The sequence below is a fragment of the Novosphingobium sp. B1 genome (assembly GCF_900176395.1).
GTDB lineage: Bacteria > Pseudomonadota > Alphaproteobacteria > Sphingomonadales > Sphingomonadaceae > Novosphingobium.
In genome coordinates, this window is the sequence record NZ_FWXL01000008.1 from 42,330 (window position 1) to 57,674 (window position 15,345).

The window sequence follows — 15,345 nt, forward strand, 5'->3', positions numbered from 1 at the left end:
TGCTCAGGCTCCCTGACCGATGCCGTGCTTCCTGTTGTAACCGTGAATCCATTCGAGCGTCTTGGTCAGACCACCGAAGGGGTAGAAGTGCAGGCGCACCTTGCCATGCTCAGGCCCTAAACCCTTTGCAAAGGCATCGACCAGCTTGTCGGGGCCTGCGGTGCCCAGCAGGTTCGTGACCGAGATACCGTATTTCTTGAGCACCGAGGTCGACGCGCCGACACCGCAGCGCGCGGCAAAGGCGAGCAGGCGCTTGATCCCGGCGGGCCCTGGCACGCCGATGCGCACCGGGGCATCGATGCCGCGCGCGCGCAATTCCTTGAGCCAGGCAAGGAAGGCATCAGGATCGAAGCCGAACTGGGTGACGATCAGCGGGGCCATGCCGCGGGCGGTGATTTCCGCGACCTTCTTTTCGAGCACAGCCCAGCATTCGGCCTCGGACATGTTGGGGTGCCCTTCCGGGTGGCCGCCGATGCCGATGGCCTTGATGCCCGAGCGTTCGAAAGCGCCGGTCGCGATCAGGGCGGAGGTGTCGAAATAGGGGCCGACCGGCTCGGGCGGATCGCCGGCAACGATGAAGCAGCGCGTCACCCCGGCCTGTTCGACCACGGCGCGCAGGTAACCTTCGAAATCATCCTCGGACGTGATCCGCCGCGCGGAAAAATGGGGCATCGGCTCAAAGCCGAGTTCGCGCACTGCAATAGTCGCCGCTACGCGGGCGCCGACATCTTCGCCCGGCAGGAAGGTAACGGCAATCGGGGTTTCGGCCGGAATGAGCGGGGAGGCATCGCGCAGCGAGGCTTCATCCTTCGCGGTCATCTCGAGGCTGAAACCATCGGTGATCCCGTCGGGCGTCTTGTCCCAGTTGGGATGGATGATCGATGCCTTGGCCATGTTCGGGATCCTCTGTGGAAATGGAACGTCCCGCCCGGCCACCTTTGCGATGGCCCGGGCGGGGTTCTGTTCAGTTCGCCTTAGCGGGCAGTACGCCAGCCTTCGGCGTAGTTTTCGCGAGCGACGCGGCTGTAGGGGACCGGCGAGACGATCGCGCGGACCTCGATCTGCTTGTGCGGCTCGACGGTGGTCTTGCGGGTACCGCCGTTCTCTTCACCCCACACCACGCGGAGTTCGGTGCCGACCGGAATTTCCGGATCGATCGTGGCGAGGCTGAGCGCCTGCTTCTCGTTGTAGGAGTAGCCGGTGAACATCGAGAAACCGACAGTCTTGCCGCCTGCATCGACAACGCGGTCATAGTTCGACGAGGCGTAGTTCGCGAGCGGGGTGTCGAAGAACTTGTACTGGTCGCCATCGGGGTTGAACAGCGAGGCCATGATCTTCGCCATGTCCTCGGGGTTCCAGGCCAGCGTCACCTTCTTGCGCTGCTCGGCCGGGTTCAGGGCCTCCAGCGCCTCACGGCCATGGAAATCATGGTCGAACTTGACGAAGTTGCCGTAACCCAATTCCCACGGATTGAGGTAGTAGTCCTCGATGTTGTCGGAGACGAACGAGCCGCCGATCGAACCGGTCGCTTCATAGCTGTCAGCGGCGAGCCATTCGCGGAAGCCCTTGAGCTTTTCGCCGGTGTAGATGGCGGGCAGCGGCGACGGGATCCAGCCGGATTCCAGCGTGTTCGAGGGGTAGGCGCGGCTGCCGCAGGCGATCAGGCCAAATTCCTTGCCAGCTTCCAGAATGGCGGCGCGGATTTCTTCCTGCTCGGCATAGGGACCCCAGATTTCGAGGCCCGGCGCGCCCGACATGCCGTGGCGCAGCGTGCGCACGGTCTTGCCGGCGATGTTCATCGTGCTCATGTTGAAGAACTTGAGCTGTTCGAGCGGACCGCCGTGCAGCTTCTCGATCACGTTCCAAGCCTGCGGGCCCTGGATCTGGAAGCGCCATTCCTTGCGGGTGACGGGCTTGCCCATCGGGCGCATCGGCGAGCGATCATCGAGTTCGATCTCGACGTCGTAGCCGCCGGTCGCACCGTGATAACGCAGCCAGTTCGAAGCCGGAGCGCGGCCAACGTAGGTGAACGATTCTTCTTCTTCCCAGAAGATGATGCCATCACCGATCACGTGGCCGTAAGGCGTGGTCGGCACGTACTGCTTGGCCTTGTTGACCGTCCAGCCCTTGGGGCTGTTGATCATGGTGTCGGACAGCAGCTTCAGCGAGTCCTTGCCGCGGATGTAGAGGTTCACCATGTGGTGCGACTGGTCGAACAGGACGGCGCTGTGCTGCCACGCCCACTGTTCGCTGCGCCAGTTCGAGAATTCCGGTGCGACGACAGGATAGACATATGCACCGAGCTGCGAGTTGCGCAGCATCTCGACGACGTTGCCGCCTTGCTGGATTACCTCTTCGAGGTTCTTTGCCATGGTAACTCTCCCGACTTGTGAAATGGCAGGTTGAAAAACTTGTATGCAACACATACAATCTCATTCGAGATTCGCAATGGGAAATGTTGCGCCTGATGAGCGCCACCCCTAGCGCGACAACGACGGGAGAGATTTTGATGAGCGCATCGCTGATTCTGACGCTGTCTTGCGAGGACAAGCCGGGGATCGTGGCCCGGGTAACGGGCAACCTCTATGACGCTGGCGGCAACATTCGCGAAGCGCAGCAATTCGATGACGCGCTGAGCGGCAAGTTCTTCATGCGCGTGGTGTTCGATCCGGGCGATGCCGGTGTCGATGCGTTCCGTGCAGCATTTGCCCCGGTCGCCGACGATTACGGCATGGAATGGAACATGCGCGATACCGCAGTGAAGCGGAAGGTCGTGCTGATGGTCAGCAAGTTCGACCACTGCCTTGGCGACCTGCTTTACCGCACGCGCATCGGCGAACTGCCGATGGAGGTCGTCGCGATTCTCGGCAACCATCCCAAGGAAGCCCTGTCGATCTCGCTGATCGGCGATGTGCCCTATTATCACCTGCCGATCACCAAGGAGACCAAGCCGCAGCAGGAAGCCGAAGTGAAGCGCATCGTCACCGAGACGGGCGCGGAGCTGGTGGTGCTCGCGCGCTACATGCAGATCCTGTCCGATGATCTCACCGCTTTCCTCGCGGGCCGCTGCATCAACATCCACCACTCGTTCCTGCCGAGCTTCAAGGGCGCAAAGCCCTATCACCAGGCCCATGCGCGCGGCGTGAAGATGATCGGTGCGACCGGCCACTACGTGACCGCCGACCTCGACGAAGGCCCGATCATCCACCAGGACGTGGAGACCGTGACCCACGCCGACAGCCCGGAAGACCTGGTGCGCAAGGGCCGCGACGTGGAGCGCCGCGTGCTGGCCGAAGCGGTGCGCCTCCATCTGGAAGATCGCGCACTGGTCAACGGCAACAAGACCGTCGTGTTCAAGAGCTGACGCCTTGATGCGTTGAATTCAGGCGGCGGCAGGAGCACCATGCTTCTGCCGCCGTTTTGCTGCGGGAGAGGACAGATGCACGTCAACGCGCTCGATCACGTCAACATCATTACCGACCGGCTCGACGAGACGGCCGAATTCTACAAGGCACTGCTCGGGCTTGAACGGCGGGACGCCCCGCCTCCCCTTACCCCGCAGAATGCGCAGTGGATGCATGATGCCGGCGGCAAGGCCATCGTGCACATCAACGCGGTGGATTGCCCGCGCACCTATGACCGCGAGGTGCAACCGGGTTCGCTCACCGGCGCGATCCATCACGTTGCGCTCAACTGCGCGGGCCACGATGAAGTGCTGGCGCGCCTGGCTGCGCTGGGGCTCGACTACCAGACCAACGTGGTCGAAGCTATCGGTCTGCGGCAGATCTTTACCGCAGACCCGAACAACGTACTGCTGGAGTTGAACTTCTTCGCCGATTAGGCGGGGATCGCCGCCTCCAGCGCGTTAGCCAGCTCTGCTGGCTTGGACAGGTAGGGGCTGTGATCGGCCTCAAGCGTGACCACGTGAGCGCCGGGCGACATGGCGATCATGCGACGCTGGCTCTCGATGGGGATCGTGCGGTCGAGCGTGCATTCGACGTAAGTGCGCGGCAGGCTGCCCCAGCGTTCGGGCGTGACGGCAATCTTCTGCGAGCGTGGCGCGTGCGGTTCGGCCATGAGCCTTGCCATCGCGGCTTCGACCAGATCCGAAGGCGAAACTTGCGCAAAGACGGGTGCAGCATTCGCCGCATCGACAACCGTCGCCACGCCGCCGTGCACCTTGGAAATGATCGCATCGAAGGCGGGGTTCGGACCTTCGAGTTCCTTGAACTCGGCGCGGCTCATGCCCGATGGCAACATCATCGCGCAGATATAGACTATGGCATCCATCGCTGAGGGTTCGCGCTCGGCCGCAGTGGAGACGACGAGGCCGCCGCGCGAGTGACCGCCGAGGACAACTGGCCCGATGCCCTGCGCCTTGAGATCGCGGCAATGCTGCGCAGCAAAATCGCCCCACCCGTCAAGAGTGACGGCGGCCATCTCCTCTGCCGTTCCGCCCATGCCAGGCAGTGTTGGCGCGATTACGGTGTGGCCACGGGCGCGCAGAATTTCGGCAACGGGATCAAAACACCAACCGCCATGCCAGGAACCATGAATCAGAACGAAACCAGCCATCAGCGCACATGCCCCGACCAGGTGCGCAGGCCCGGAGCCGTGCGGTCCTCGCTCTTCAGGGCTTCAGCCACGGCAGGGCGCGCAGTGACGGCATCGCGCCATTCGCACAGGCGGGGGAAGCGGCTAGCCACTTCCATTTCGGGAAACATGCGTTCAACCATCATGCCGCAGTGCGAATAAAAGTTGATGTCGGCAAGAGTGTAGGTGTCACCTGCCAACCACTTTGTTTGCCCAAGCTGCGCTTCAACCTTGGCAAGGGCATATTCGATCTTGGCGGTGGCATTGGCGAGGTCCGCTTCGGAGAAGCCTGAACGCGCAGTCGCCCACTTCTTGCGCTGGTCTGGCAGTGGGATGCTTTCGAGCAGTTTCTCGAAATCGCCGCTTTCGATATTCCGCGCAATCACGCCGACCATGCGGTGCCAGCCGTGCATCGAGACGAAGTTCATCACGTGCTCGTCGATGAACTTGTTCCAGTAGCGCATGCGCGCCGCGCCAACTGGATCGCGCGGGCGCAGGGGCGCATCGGCAGGCTGGGCATCGGGGAATGCGTCTTCGAGATATTCGTTGATCACCGTGGTGTGGGTGATGATCGTGCCGTCATGATCGAGTACGGGCACCTGGCCTTCGGGATTGATCGCGGTGAACCACGGCTGGTGCTGCTCGAACTTGTGCAGGTCGACATAGATACTCTCGTAGGCGAGACCCTTCTCCTTGAGGGGGACCATCGACTTGAGCGAGTTCGCCAGCGGTTCGGCGTGGTAGTATTTGAGGGCCATAAGATCAGACTCGCATGGTGCCGAGCATGCCACCATCCACCGCCCAGCTTTGGGCAGTAACGTGGCTGGCAGCGTCGGAAAGGAGGAAGGCGGCGACCTTGGCCAGCTCCTCGGGCTGGCCGGTGCGGCCTTGCGGAACGGCCCTGGCCATCTGCGAGGCGGCTTCGGGCGGCAGGCCATCGAGCATGGGTGTCTCGATCAGGCCGGGCACGATGCAGTTGCAGCGCACCCCGTACTCGGCGCCTTCATTCGCTACCGCGCGCGACAGGCCGAGGACCGCATGCTTGCTGGCGACATAGCCCGCGTTCATCGGCAAGCCGCGCTCGCTGGCGAGGCTGCCGGTCACGAGGATTGCGCCCTGCCCGCGCTCTTTCATGGCCGGAAGCACATGCTGGATCGCCCAGAGCACGCCCTTGAGGTTCACGGCCATCACGGCATCGAACATCTCGTCGGTGTATTGCTCGACGGGAGCGAACATGCCGCCGATCCCGGCGTTGAGAAACAGGCCATCGATCGGACCATTTGCGGCAACCGCCTGATCCAGCGCGGCATGCAGCGCGGCCTTGTCGGCAACGTCAGCCGCGGCAAAGGCGGTGCTGCCGCCCAGATCGCGCGCGGCCTGTTCGAGCAGATCGGCGCGGCGGGCAATCAGGGTGACACGGGCGCCGGCTTGTGTGCAGACGGACGCGGTGGCGCGCCCGATGCCGGTGGAAGCGCCAGTGATGACGATGTGCTTGGCCGAAAGATCGGTCACTCTGGCGCCCTTGCGATGAATTGCGCCCAGATACAGACTTCCTTGCTTTCGTGCCCTTCGGGCGACCACTGCCGCTCCATCATGGCGCGCGCCTCTGCCTCGGGCAGTCCGCGAACGGTGCGGTTGTAGCGGTAGAAGAATGCCGAGACGCGCCAGTTCATGATGCAGTGGACGTGGACAGGCTTCGGCCCCTGCTCCACTGCCTTCAAGAAAGCGGCGTAGTGATCCTCGCCCGGTGAATCGAAGGGCACGGGAATGTGGGTGTAGGCTATACCTTGCGCGGCCAGCTTCTCCCCTTCCCCGGCCAACGCCTCGGGATGGGTCTCCAGCGCGAGGTTGACGACATGCGCCACGCCAAGGTCGGCAAGGCGCATGACGTCCTTGTCCTCGATCCGACCCGACGTGGTCACTTCAGCATCGAGCCTCTGCCAGGCTCGAATATCGTCAGGATCGGCCATGGGGCAGGCTCAGGCCTTCTGCTCAGACCAGCCCGAGCAGACGCGCGGCGTTGTCCTTCATGATGCCCGGCATCACCTCTTCCTTGAAGCCGACCTGCAGCGCGGCATCGATCCACTTCTGCGGGTGGATCAGCGGGAAGTCCGAACCGAAAAGCATCTTCTTCTTGAGCTGCGTGTTGGCATACTGGATGATCTGCGGGGCAAAGTACTTCGGGCTCCAGCCGGACAGATCGATGAACACGTTGTCCTTGTGCAGCGCCATCGACAGGCTTTCATCCACCCACGGCCAAGACGGGTGGGCGAGGATGATCTTCATGTCGGGGAAATCCACCGCGACATCATCGACCAGCATCGGCTGGCCGTATTTCAGGCGCATGCCGCCACCGCCGCGCATGCCGGTGCCCATGCCGGAGTGTCCGGTGTGGAAGATCGCGGGCAGGCCATATTCGGCGATGACTTCGTAGATCGGATAGCCGACGCGATCGGCAGGGTGGCAGTTCTGGGCGATGCCGTGGAACTTGAAGCCCTTGACGCCGAAGTTCTCGATCAGATCACGGGCCTCGCGCGCGCCGAACTTGCCCTTGTGCGGGTCGATCGAGGCAAAGGCGATGCAGATGTCGTCGTTCTTGGCCGCCATCTCGGCAACCTCGTAGTTTGACACGCGCTTGGCGCCCATGCCGCATTCGGCATCGACCGTGAACATGCAGAAGGCGATCTGCTGCTCGCGGTAGATCTCGACAATCTCCGGCATCTTGGGGCGTTCGCGCGGAGCCTTGAAGTAGGCCGAAGCCGCATCGAAGAACTGGCCCATGACCGGATCTTCCGGATCGTGGCACGAGACCTCGGCATGGACGTGGACGTCGATCGCCTTGATCTTCGAAAGGTCGATGGGCACCGTTCTTTTCCTTCAATTCTTAGAAGCTTCGAGGAAGCCCTGCCGCGCAACGGCAGAGCTTCCTGCGATGTTCAGGCGCGGATCAGACCAGCGCGTCCTTCTTGACGGTGATCACCTGGCTGTAGGTGAACTCCTTCAGGCCCTCGATGCCGTATTCCGCACCGAAGCCGGACTGCTTGTGGCCGCCGAATGGTGCAAAGGGCGAGAGGTGGAGGAACTCGTTGATCCACACCGTGCCGGTTTCGAGCTGTTCGGCAATCTTCACGCCGCGGTCGGTGTCCTTGGTCCAGACTGCGCCAGCAAGGCCGTATTCCGAATTGTTGGCGCGGGCGATGACTTCATCATCGCTCGAGAACTTCATCAGCGGCATGACCGGGCCGAACTGCTCTTCCGCCACGATGCGGGCGTCCTCGGGCGGATTGTCGAGGATGGTGATCGGCACATAGTAGCCCGAACCCGAAGGATCGACATCGCCGCCGACAAGGAACTTGTAGCCATTTTCCTTGGCATCCTGGATCAGTTCGCAGACGCGCTCGAACTGCTTCTTGTTCTGGATCGGACCGACGCCAGTGCCCTGTTCGGACCCGTCACCGACCTTCACGGTCTTGGCATATTCGGCGATGGCCTTGGACAGATCGTCGTAGATATCCTCGTGGATATAGACACGCTTGGCCGCGACGCAGATCTGGCCGGCATTGGTGAAGCTTGACCAGAAGAGCTGTTCGGCAACCTTCTCGACGTCAGCATCGGGCAGGACGATCGAGGCATCGTTGCCGCCCAGTTCCAGCGTGATGCGCTTGAGGTCCTTCGAAGCGCCTTCCATGATGCGCTTGCCGGTCGCAGTCGAACCGGTGAAAGTGATCTTGTCGATATCGGGGTGCGAGGTCATCATCGGGCCGAGCGCATCTTCGCCGGTGATGATGTTGACGACCCCAGCCGGCACGATGTCCTTGATCAGCTCTGCGAACTTCAGCGTGGTCAGCGGCGTGAACGGCGAAGGCTTGAGCACGATGGTGCAACCGGTGAGGATCGCGGGCGCAATCTTCTGCACCGCCATCAGCAGCGGGAAGTTCCACGGAACGATGCCCGCGACAACGCCGACCGGCACGCGGCGAGTGCGGCTGAAGCGAGTGTCGCTGTCTTCGTTGACGGTTTCTTCCAGCGTGAGCGTCGACTGGGCGCTGATGATGCCGGCACAAGCGTGAATCTCACCCTGCGCCTGATGGTGCGGCTTGCCCTGTTCGCTGGTCAGAAGGCGATAGAGTTCATCGAAGTTCGCCTCGATTGCCGCCGCCATGTTGCGGATTACGGCGCGGCGATCGTCGACCGGGGTCTTGGACCAGGTCTTGAAGGCAGCCCGCGCCGCAGCGACTGCGCGGTCGAGTTCCTCGGCACCGCATGCGGGGACCCGCCCGATGACTTGTTCGTTCGCCGGGTTTACGACTTCGAGCGACTCTGCGGTCGTGACCAGTTCGCCATTGATCAGATTGGGATAAAGATGCGTCATGAATCTCTCCACTCGTTATGATTGCTATGGGTCATAGCATTCTTGTCAGCGTGCTTCCAGAGCCTTGTCCTCGTTGGCGCGCTTGATCAGATACTGGCGAATGTTGTCCGCATCTTCCGGCTTCAGGGCCGACTTGAACGAGACCATGCCGTTGTGCTGCAGCGCACCGTCGATCACGACCGAGCGGATCGCTTCGGGCGCGTTGAGCGCGGCAGAGTGGCGCAGGTCCGGGTTGACCCCGCCGGCGACCGCAGCATCGCCGTGGCAGACATTGCAATAACGGCCATAGAGTTCGCCCCCAGCCTTGGCCTGCTCGGCCGTGCCGGTGAACGGTGGCGGGTCCAACACCATCTTCGCCATTGGCGGTGCGGCGGGCAGCGTGGCCTTGCCGCCTAGCTTGAAAACGACGAGGCGGCTGATGTTGCGCTGCTTCTTGGCCTTGTGGGCCAATACGCCGGTGGCAACATCCCACACGCCACCCCAGCCGACCATGACCGCGACGTACTGTTCGCCGTCGATCGAATAGGTCATCGGCGCGGCAAGGATGCCGCTCTGCGCCGGGAACGACCAGAGCTGCTTGCCCTTGTCGGCGCTGTAGGCAACGAAGTCACCGCCCGCGGTGCCCTGGAACACGAGGTTGCCAGCGGTCGAGAGAATACCGCCGTTTGACGGGCTGGGCAGTTCGACCTTCCACGCGGCCTTCTTCGCAACCGGGTCCCACGCGACGAGTGTGCCAGTAGTTGCGCTCATCGCGGCAGAGCGGGCCTTGGCGTCTGCCGGCATCGCCGTGACATAGCCATCAAGCCCGGTCTGGAAGCCGATGTCGGTGGCCTTCCAGTCCTTTGCGGCGGCATAGGGGAATGCAGCGTTGTTCACCGGCAGATAGAGCAGGCCGGTCTTGGGGCTGAAGCTCTGCGGCTGCCACGAGTGCGCGCCGACTGCACCCGGAAGACTGACGAAGGGCGCGCCCTTTTCATAGCGTGCGGCGGGATTAACCGTCGCCTTGCCGGTGTTGGGATCGATGCCCGTCGCCCAGTTGACCATGACGAAGGGCGTTGCCGAGATGAACTGGCCGGTCTTGGCATCGAGCACGTAGACGTGGCCGTTCTTGGGCGCGTGCAGCACGACGTGGCGCTGCTGTCCGCCGATGTTGAGATCAGCCAGAGTGATCTGCTGGGCGGAGTCGAAGTCCCAGCGGTCTTCCGGGGTTTCCTGGAAGTGCCAGGCGTATTCGCCAGTGTCGGCGTTCACCGCAACAATCGAGGAGGTATAGAGGCTGTCACCTTCACGGCCCGCGGCGGCCGGGTTCCACGGCTCGGCATTGCCGGTGCCGAACAGGACGAGGTTGGTGGTGGGATCATAAGTGATCGAATCCCACACGGTGCCGCCACCGCCCAGCTTCCACCATTCGCCAGCCCAGGTCTTGGCGGCGTTTTCCATAGCCTTGTTCTCGAAGCCATCGGCGGGGTTGCCGGGGACGGTGTGAAACTTCCACACTTCGTTGCCGGTGTTGACGTCGTAGGCCGCGATATATCCGCGCGCCTTGTATTCCGAACCGCCGCTACCGATCAGGACCTTGCCTTTCACCACGCGCGGCGCTCCGGTGATGGTATAGTCCTGCTGGTTGGGCACCACGACCTTCGACCACACGGGCTTGCCGGTCTTCTGATCGAGCGCGACGAGGCGGCCGTCCAGCGTTCCGACGAAGACCTTGTCGCCATAGAGCGCCACGCCGCGGTTGACGGCATCGCAACAGGCGCGGATCAGCGTCTCGCGCGGCACTCCGGGATCGTAGGACCACTTGAGCGCGCCGGTCTTGGCATCGAACGCCTTTACCATCGACCACGCGGTCGAAATGTAGAGCGTACCGTCATGCATCAGCGGCGTGGCTTCCTGCCCGCGTGCGGTCTCAAGGTCGTGGAACCAGGCGAGGCCGAGCTGGCCGACGTTGCTGTCGTTCACCTGCGTCAGCGGGGAGAAGCGCTGCTCGCCATAGTCGCGGCCATAGCTCAGCCACTCGCCTTCCGGCACTTGCGCGATCATCGCATCGGTAACGCCCGCGGTGGCGACGCCAGCACCGCCGCCGTCGCTCTTGATGTTGCATGCCGCCAGCGGCAGCAGTGCGGCCATCAGTCCCAGGACCTTGAAACGCATATCCAGCTCTCTCCCGACTGTCCGTTTTGCGGATCAGTTGACCATACGATCGGCGTTGCCCCAATAGGGAACCCGCAGCGCCTTCTTGTCCATCTTGCCCGCTGCGGTGCGCGGAATCGAGTCGATAAACGTGACAGATTTCGGCGCCTTCACCCCGCCGAGGCGATCCTTCGCATAGGCAATGATCTCGGCCTCGGTGATGCCATCGGCCACGACCACTGCATGGACCTGCTCGCCCCACTTCTCGTGCGGAATGCCGAACACGCAGGCCTCGCGCACTTGCGCCAGTTCCGTCACCGCTGCCTCAACCTCGGCGGTGAAGACATTGAAGCCGCCGGAGACGACCATGTCCTTCTTGCGGTCGACGATGTAGAGGTAGCCGTCCTTGTCGAACTTGCCGACGTCACCGGTATGGTGCCAGCCGAACTTGCGGATCTCGGCGGTTTCCTCGGGCGTCTCGAAATAGGAATGGGTGACCAGCGCGCCCCGCACGCAGATCTCGCCCGCTTCGCCCAGCGGAACTTCCCGGCCATCGTCGTCGAGCAGCGCGACCTTGATCGAGCGGGTCGGCTTGCCGCAGGCCGCCAGCTTTTCAGGCGCGGAGGTGGCGAACCTCGCGACGTCTTCGGGCGGGAACCATGCCACGATCATCGGGCACTCGACCTGACCATAGGACTGACACATCGCCGGGCCGAACACCTCGACTGCCTGGCGCAGCTTCTCCGGGCTGCAGGGCGAGCCGACGAGGATGAAGATGCGCAAGGACGAGTAGTCATGGTCGCCCAGTTCCGGCGATGCGAGCAGCTGGTAGAGCGCGGTCGGCGGCAGGTACATGTGGGTGACCTTGTACTCCGCGATGGTGCGCAGCACGCGCTCGGCATCGAAGCCGGGCAGGATCACCTGCGTGGCACCAAGGCTCAATGTCGAAAGCGCAATCGGCCCCGCAGCGTGGGTAATCGGCGCAGAGACCAGCGCCACGGGAGAATCGGTGCGCCCGCCCATGCCGTCGGCGGCGGTCTCGATCATGGTGCCCCAGCCGAGGTTGGTGACGTTCGCGCCCTTCGAGGGACCAGTTGTGCCACCGGTCGGGAAGATGCCGACCATGTCCATCAGGTTGCCGAACGCGTCGATCTCGGGCTCGACGAAATCGGCCTCGCTCACGCCCGCAATGAACTCATCAAGGCTCGGGTCATCGCCCATGCGCTTGTCGAGGCAGACGAAGTGCTGGAGCGTGGGGCACAGGTCCTTGAGCTGCTGCACCTCGTCAGCCTTGGACGAGTGATAGACCAGCCACTTGAGGCGCACGTAGTTGATGTAGGCAGCGTTGGCGTCGATGGCGTTGCGGGTATTGACCGGAATCCACTTGCCGTTGGCACGCCACATGGCCAGCAACACGACGAGCAGCATGCCATCGTTCGGCCCATAGAGGCCCAGGCAATCCTGGTTCTCGAAACCACCCTTCTGGAGAGCTGCGGCGATGCGTTCGGAAAGGGCCTTGGTCTCGGCAAAAGTCAGCTTGAGGCCGGTTTCGGTGTCGACGATGGCGAGACGCTGCGGATCGCGATCATGGCCGCGGTCAAAGTAGTCGATGGCGCGCATTGGTTATCCCCAACGGTTGATTTCTGGCCCCGGCGCCCAGGCGCGGAGCGGTTCGGAAACGGTCGATCTGCCAAGCGCCGCCGTCACGCAGGGCTGGTCTGCTGTGCGGGCAAGCCACGCGGTGGTGCGGGGTGCGGCGGCGAAGGCATCCGGTCGCAGGATCTGCATTCCGGCCAGCCATGAATAGGTGACAAGATCGGCGATAGAGAAGACGCCCATCAGCCAGTCACGGCCATCGCTCAATTGCTTCTCGCAGCGCTCGACGGCGGCGGTGACCTTGGTTTCGCTATCAGCCACTTGCGCGGCATCGACGACATCATCGTTCAGCGCCTGCCAGCGCTGACGCAAGTCGTCTGATACAATGCGTGCCGACAGCGTCGCGAAGCCATCTGCCGGGATCGCGGCAATAGCGTGCTGCGAGGTGGCGAGATTGCCCAGCAGCGCGGCGGCGGGCGAGAGGCGCTCAGTGATCTGGCGGCACCACATCATCATTTCCCAGCGCGCATAGGCGTCAGCCGGCTGCAGCCCTGCACCGTCCGCCGCCTCGTCAAAATACTGCGCCAGGAACACGGACTCGGTCATCGCCTCGCCACCGATCACCAGCACCGGACCCTCGCCCTCTATGCACAGATCGAGCGCGATGGGATCGGCAATGTCAGGAAGCGCGTGGCGTTCGCCCGCCAGAAGGTCGATGCTGCGGCATTCGATGTCGAGGCCCGATTGCGCCAGCGCGGCCAGCACGGTCAGCGAAGCGCCATTGGGCTCGCCATGGTAGAGCACCGCACTCATGCCTCGATCTCCGCCATGATCAGCCCATAACGATTGGCGAGGTCCGTCTTGCCCATGGCCCAGGTCTTCTTGACCGCATCACGCATGTAGACCCGCTTGAGCCAGCGCATGATGTTCGGCGTCTTGTCCTTGCCAGCCAGATCGGGCTGCGACAACGGCAGCGAATAGGTGCTGTTGAAGATGTTGATGTCAGCCAGACTGTACTGGTTCGATCCGACATAGGGGCGCTTGCCGAGTTCCTCTTCAAGCTTGGCAATGCCAAGCCCCACCCGCCGGCGGCTCTCGGCCATCTCGCTTTCCGAGAAATCACCATTGATTGCCTTGCGCCAGGCAACGCGACGCTCGGGCAGGGGGATGCGGTCGATCGCAGCGGCCAGTTCGGCGGGATCGCGCTGGCGCACCATGGGCCCCACGAAAACGCTCCACCCGATCATCGAGAAGCTGGGGCCGAGCCATTGGTCCATGAACTTCATCCACCAGCGCACGCGCCAGCGGTCCTGCGCATCTGCCGGCATGAGGTCAGGCCCGTCAAACCGGTCGTTGACGTATTCCATGATCGCCGTGCTTTCGGTCAGCACGCGCCTTTGACCATCGGCATTGTGCGTCATCGCCGGGATCGTGCCTTGCGGGTTGATCGCGAGATATTCCGGCTTGTGCTGATCGAACTGCAGCATGTCGATGTAATGGCTGGAAAACGGCACGCCCTTTTCCATCAGCGCGAGCATCGGCTTGCCAGAATTGGCGTTGGGCTCCCAGTGATAGAGAGTTACCGCGTCCATTCGCTGCCCGTCTGCTGCGCCATAAGTTGCAAAGCCTCTCTCCCGATTCCGCTTTGTGCGGAATTTGTTAGTAACACATACTAAATGCCCGAGAGCATGGGTCAAGCCCGCCTGTTCGATATTTGTGGGCGCACGGCTATGCGGCGATCACGCAAAGTGCACGGCTGTGACCGGATGGATTTCACGGCGTGCAACGGTGTGTGGTGGCAAAAAGGGCACGCCTTGCTGGAAGGCGCGCCCCTTTCTCTCCTGGGCGGGAAGCGCGAGGGATCAGCGCGCCGCCATCGTCCAGCGGAAAAGATGCGTCCGGCCTGAGATCGGCGATGCCTGGCGCACTTCTTCCTTGAGTCGCAAACCCTGCGCCTCAAGCAGACCTCGTATCACCGTCCAATCGCTCCAGCGTGTGAGACCCGCCACGATCTGCGCCTTTCCGATGGATTTGCGAGCACTGACTAGCCCGGAAGCGATGTCGATGCCTGGCGCGGCAAAGGCTGTGGCGGCAAAGGCCGAAGATTCCGGGATGCGGCTGTCGAAGACGACAACGGGCGCAGTTAAGACGGCGGCGCTCGCAATCGCGGGGCTCGCAGCCGCCGATCCGACCAGCGCGCCGCCCTTGAGCATGGTGCGTCGGGTCAGGCGCATCACCCGGCCTTTCCGAGATAGATTGCAACCGCTTCAAGTTCGGGATCGGTCAGGTCAACCTTCGTCTGCTGCGGCATGGCACCCTTGCCCATGCGCACCACGGTTTTCACGTAATCGCGCGTGAGATCCGTGCGGTTGGCAAGCAGCCCCTGATCCGGGGAATTGCCGGCCATCATCTGCTGCTTCGTCAGCAGGTTCGTGCCCATGCCGCCAGCGAGGTGGCAATAGCCGCAGTGCACCTCGAACAGCACCTTCCCGTCGCCGCCTGGCTTGAGCCGATCTCCCTGGGGTGCAACCGGGCGCAGCATATACGGCGGCATCGGGGGCGGCCCGCCTGCAGGAGGCGCGGCATAAGCTGCGGCACCCACGGCGACAAGGGCAACACCGAGAAGGACACGCCTCACGTCATTCGTCATG

General features: G+C 62.9%; 16 protein-coding genes. 2 read left to right on the plus strand and 14 right to left on the minus strand.

Translation table 11 applies throughout. The features are described from left to right. Positions 1-3 precede the first annotated feature (3 nt). Both B9A23_RS14740 and B9A23_RS14745 read right to left on the minus strand, forming a co-directional pair. Positions 4-894: a methylenetetrahydrofolate reductase gene (locus B9A23_RS14740; protein ID WP_084279858.1), complete on the minus strand. Its 891-nt coding sequence runs from the start codon at positions 892-894 to the stop codon at positions 4-6. A gap of 80 nt (positions 895-974) precedes the next feature. Next, positions 975-2,372: a vanillate/3-O-methylgallate O-demethylase gene (locus tag B9A23_RS14745; protein WP_084279859.1), complete on the minus strand. Its 1,398-nt coding sequence runs from the start codon at positions 2,370-2,372 to the stop codon at positions 975-977. Between the two features lie 137 nt (positions 2,373-2,509). Between B9A23_RS14745 and purU the strand changes: the two genes are divergently transcribed. Together purU and B9A23_RS14755 are read left to right on the plus strand one after the other, a co-directional pair. After that, the gene (gene purU, locus B9A23_RS14750) at positions 2,510-3,364 is read left to right on the plus strand and encodes a formyltetrahydrofolate deformylase (RefSeq protein WP_084279860.1); all 855 of its coding nucleotides are present in this window, start codon (positions 2,510-2,512) and stop codon (positions 3,362-3,364) included. Between the two features lie 75 nt (positions 3,365-3,439). Further along, positions 3,440-3,841, plus strand: a complete 402-nt coding sequence (locus B9A23_RS14755) for a VOC family protein (RefSeq protein ID WP_084279861.1) — start codon at positions 3,440-3,442, stop codon at positions 3,839-3,841. Here B9A23_RS14755 and B9A23_RS14760 read toward each other — a convergent pair. The 12 genes from B9A23_RS14760 to B9A23_RS14815 all read right to left on the minus strand — a co-directional run bounded on the left by B9A23_RS14760 (position 3,838) and on the right by B9A23_RS14815 (position 15,344). Then, positions 3,838-4,575: an alpha/beta fold hydrolase gene (locus B9A23_RS14760; RefSeq protein ID WP_084279862.1), complete on the minus strand. Its 738-nt coding sequence runs from the start codon at positions 4,573-4,575 to the stop codon at positions 3,838-3,840. The genes B9A23_RS14755 and B9A23_RS14760 overlap by 4 nt on opposite strands. Next, positions 4,575-5,351, minus strand: a complete 777-nt coding sequence (locus tag B9A23_RS14765) for a glutathione S-transferase family protein (protein WP_176218010.1) — start codon at positions 5,349-5,351, stop codon at positions 4,575-4,577. The genes B9A23_RS14760 and B9A23_RS14765 overlap by 1 nt, the downstream gene beginning before the upstream one ends. Before the next feature lie 4 nt (positions 5,352-5,355). Further along, positions 5,356-6,105 (minus strand): SDR family NAD(P)-dependent oxidoreductase, encoded by a 750-nt coding sequence (locus B9A23_RS14770; RefSeq protein ID WP_084279864.1) that lies wholly within the window; start codon positions 6,103-6,105, stop codon positions 5,356-5,358. Continuing rightward, positions 6,102-6,563 carry a protein tyrosine phosphatase family protein gene (locus B9A23_RS14775; RefSeq protein WP_084279865.1) on the minus strand — a complete coding sequence of 154 codons (462 nt, stop codon included), beginning with the start codon at positions 6,561-6,563 and terminating at the stop codon, positions 6,102-6,104. The genes B9A23_RS14770 and B9A23_RS14775 overlap by 4 nt, the downstream gene beginning before the upstream one ends. A 22-nt stretch (positions 6,564-6,585) precedes the next feature. Continuing rightward, a complete protein-coding gene (locus B9A23_RS14780) occupies positions 6,586-7,458 on the minus strand; it encodes an amidohydrolase family protein (protein WP_084279866.1) in 873 nt (290 codons plus the stop codon). A gap of 82 nt (positions 7,459-7,540) precedes the next feature. Further along, a complete protein-coding gene (locus B9A23_RS14785) occupies positions 7,541-8,965 on the minus strand; it encodes an aldehyde dehydrogenase family protein (protein ID WP_084279867.1) in 1,425 nt (474 codons plus the stop codon). Positions 8,966-9,010: 45 nt separating this feature from the next. Continuing rightward, complete coding sequence (locus B9A23_RS14790; protein WP_084279868.1) at positions 9,011-11,119, minus strand: PQQ-dependent dehydrogenase, methanol/ethanol family; 2,109 nt, start codon at positions 11,117-11,119, stop codon at positions 9,011-9,013. Between the two features lie 33 nt (positions 11,120-11,152). Further along, positions 11,153-12,718 (minus strand): AMP-binding protein, encoded by a 1,566-nt coding sequence (locus B9A23_RS14795; RefSeq protein WP_084279869.1) that lies wholly within the window; start codon positions 12,716-12,718, stop codon positions 11,153-11,155. A gap of 3 nt (positions 12,719-12,721) precedes the next feature. Beyond that, positions 12,722-13,507: a glutathione S-transferase family protein gene (locus B9A23_RS14800; protein WP_084279870.1), complete on the minus strand. Its 786-nt coding sequence runs from the start codon at positions 13,505-13,507 to the stop codon at positions 12,722-12,724. After that, complete coding sequence (locus tag B9A23_RS14805; protein ID WP_084279871.1) at positions 13,504-14,286, minus strand: glutathione S-transferase family protein; 783 nt, start codon at positions 14,284-14,286, stop codon at positions 13,504-13,506. The genes B9A23_RS14800 and B9A23_RS14805 overlap by 4 nt, the downstream gene beginning before the upstream one ends. Positions 14,287-14,556: 270 nt before the next feature. After that, positions 14,557-14,928 (minus strand): hypothetical protein, encoded by a 372-nt coding sequence (locus B9A23_RS14810; protein WP_084279872.1) that lies wholly within the window; start codon positions 14,926-14,928, stop codon positions 14,557-14,559. Continuing rightward, positions 14,928-15,344, minus strand: a complete 417-nt coding sequence (locus B9A23_RS14815; protein WP_176218011.1) for a c-type cytochrome — start codon at positions 15,342-15,344, stop codon at positions 14,928-14,930. Before B9A23_RS14815 ends, B9A23_RS14810 begins: the two co-directional genes overlap by 1 nt. Position 15,345 lies beyond the last annotated feature (1 nt).

Bases quoted from the DNA above. Each gene is read 5' to 3' on its own strand.
- B9A23_RS14740 (WP_084279858.1), bottom strand. From the start codon at position 894: ATGGCCAAGGCATCGATCATCCATCCCAACTGGGACAAGACGCCCGAC.
- B9A23_RS14775 (WP_084279865.1), bottom strand. From the start codon at position 6,563: ATGGCCGATCCTGACGATATTCGAGCCTGGCAGAGGCTCGATGCTGAA.
- B9A23_RS14790 (WP_084279868.1), bottom strand. From the start codon at position 11,119: ATGCGTTTCAAGGTCCTGGGACTGATGGCCGCACTGCTGCCGCTGGCG.
- B9A23_RS14785 (WP_084279867.1), bottom strand. From the start codon at position 8,965: ATGACGCATCTTTATCCCAATCTGATCAATGGCGAACTGGTCACGACC.
- B9A23_RS14755 (WP_084279861.1), top strand. From the start codon at position 3,440: ATGCACGTCAACGCGCTCGATCACGTCAACATCATTACCGACCGGCTC.
- B9A23_RS14805 (WP_084279871.1), bottom strand. From the start codon at position 14,286: ATGGACGCGGTAACTCTCTATCACTGGGAGCCCAACGCCAATTCTGGC.
- B9A23_RS14765 (WP_176218010.1), bottom strand. From the start codon at position 5,351: ATGGCCCTCAAATACTACCACGCCGAACCGCTGGCGAACTCGCTCAAG.
- purU (WP_084279860.1), top strand. From the start codon at position 2,510: ATGAGCGCATCGCTGATTCTGACGCTGTCTTGCGAGGACAAGCCGGGG.
- B9A23_RS14815 (WP_176218011.1), bottom strand. From the start codon at position 15,344: ATGACGAATGACGTGAGGCGTGTCCTTCTCGGTGTTGCCCTTGTCGCC.
- B9A23_RS14745 (WP_084279859.1), bottom strand. From the start codon at position 2,372: ATGGCAAAGAACCTCGAAGAGGTAATCCAGCAAGGCGGCAACGTCGTC.
- B9A23_RS14795 (WP_084279869.1), bottom strand. From the start codon at position 12,718: ATGCGCGCCATCGACTACTTTGACCGCGGCCATGATCGCGATCCGCAG.
- B9A23_RS14760 (WP_084279862.1), bottom strand. From the start codon at position 4,575: ATGGCTGGTTTCGTTCTGATTCATGGTTCCTGGCATGGCGGTTGGTGT.
- B9A23_RS14800 (WP_084279870.1), bottom strand. From the start codon at position 13,507: ATGAGTGCGGTGCTCTACCATGGCGAGCCCAATGGCGCTTCGCTGACC.
- B9A23_RS14810 (WP_084279872.1), bottom strand. From the start codon at position 14,928: ATGCGCCTGACCCGACGCACCATGCTCAAGGGCGGCGCGCTGGTCGGA.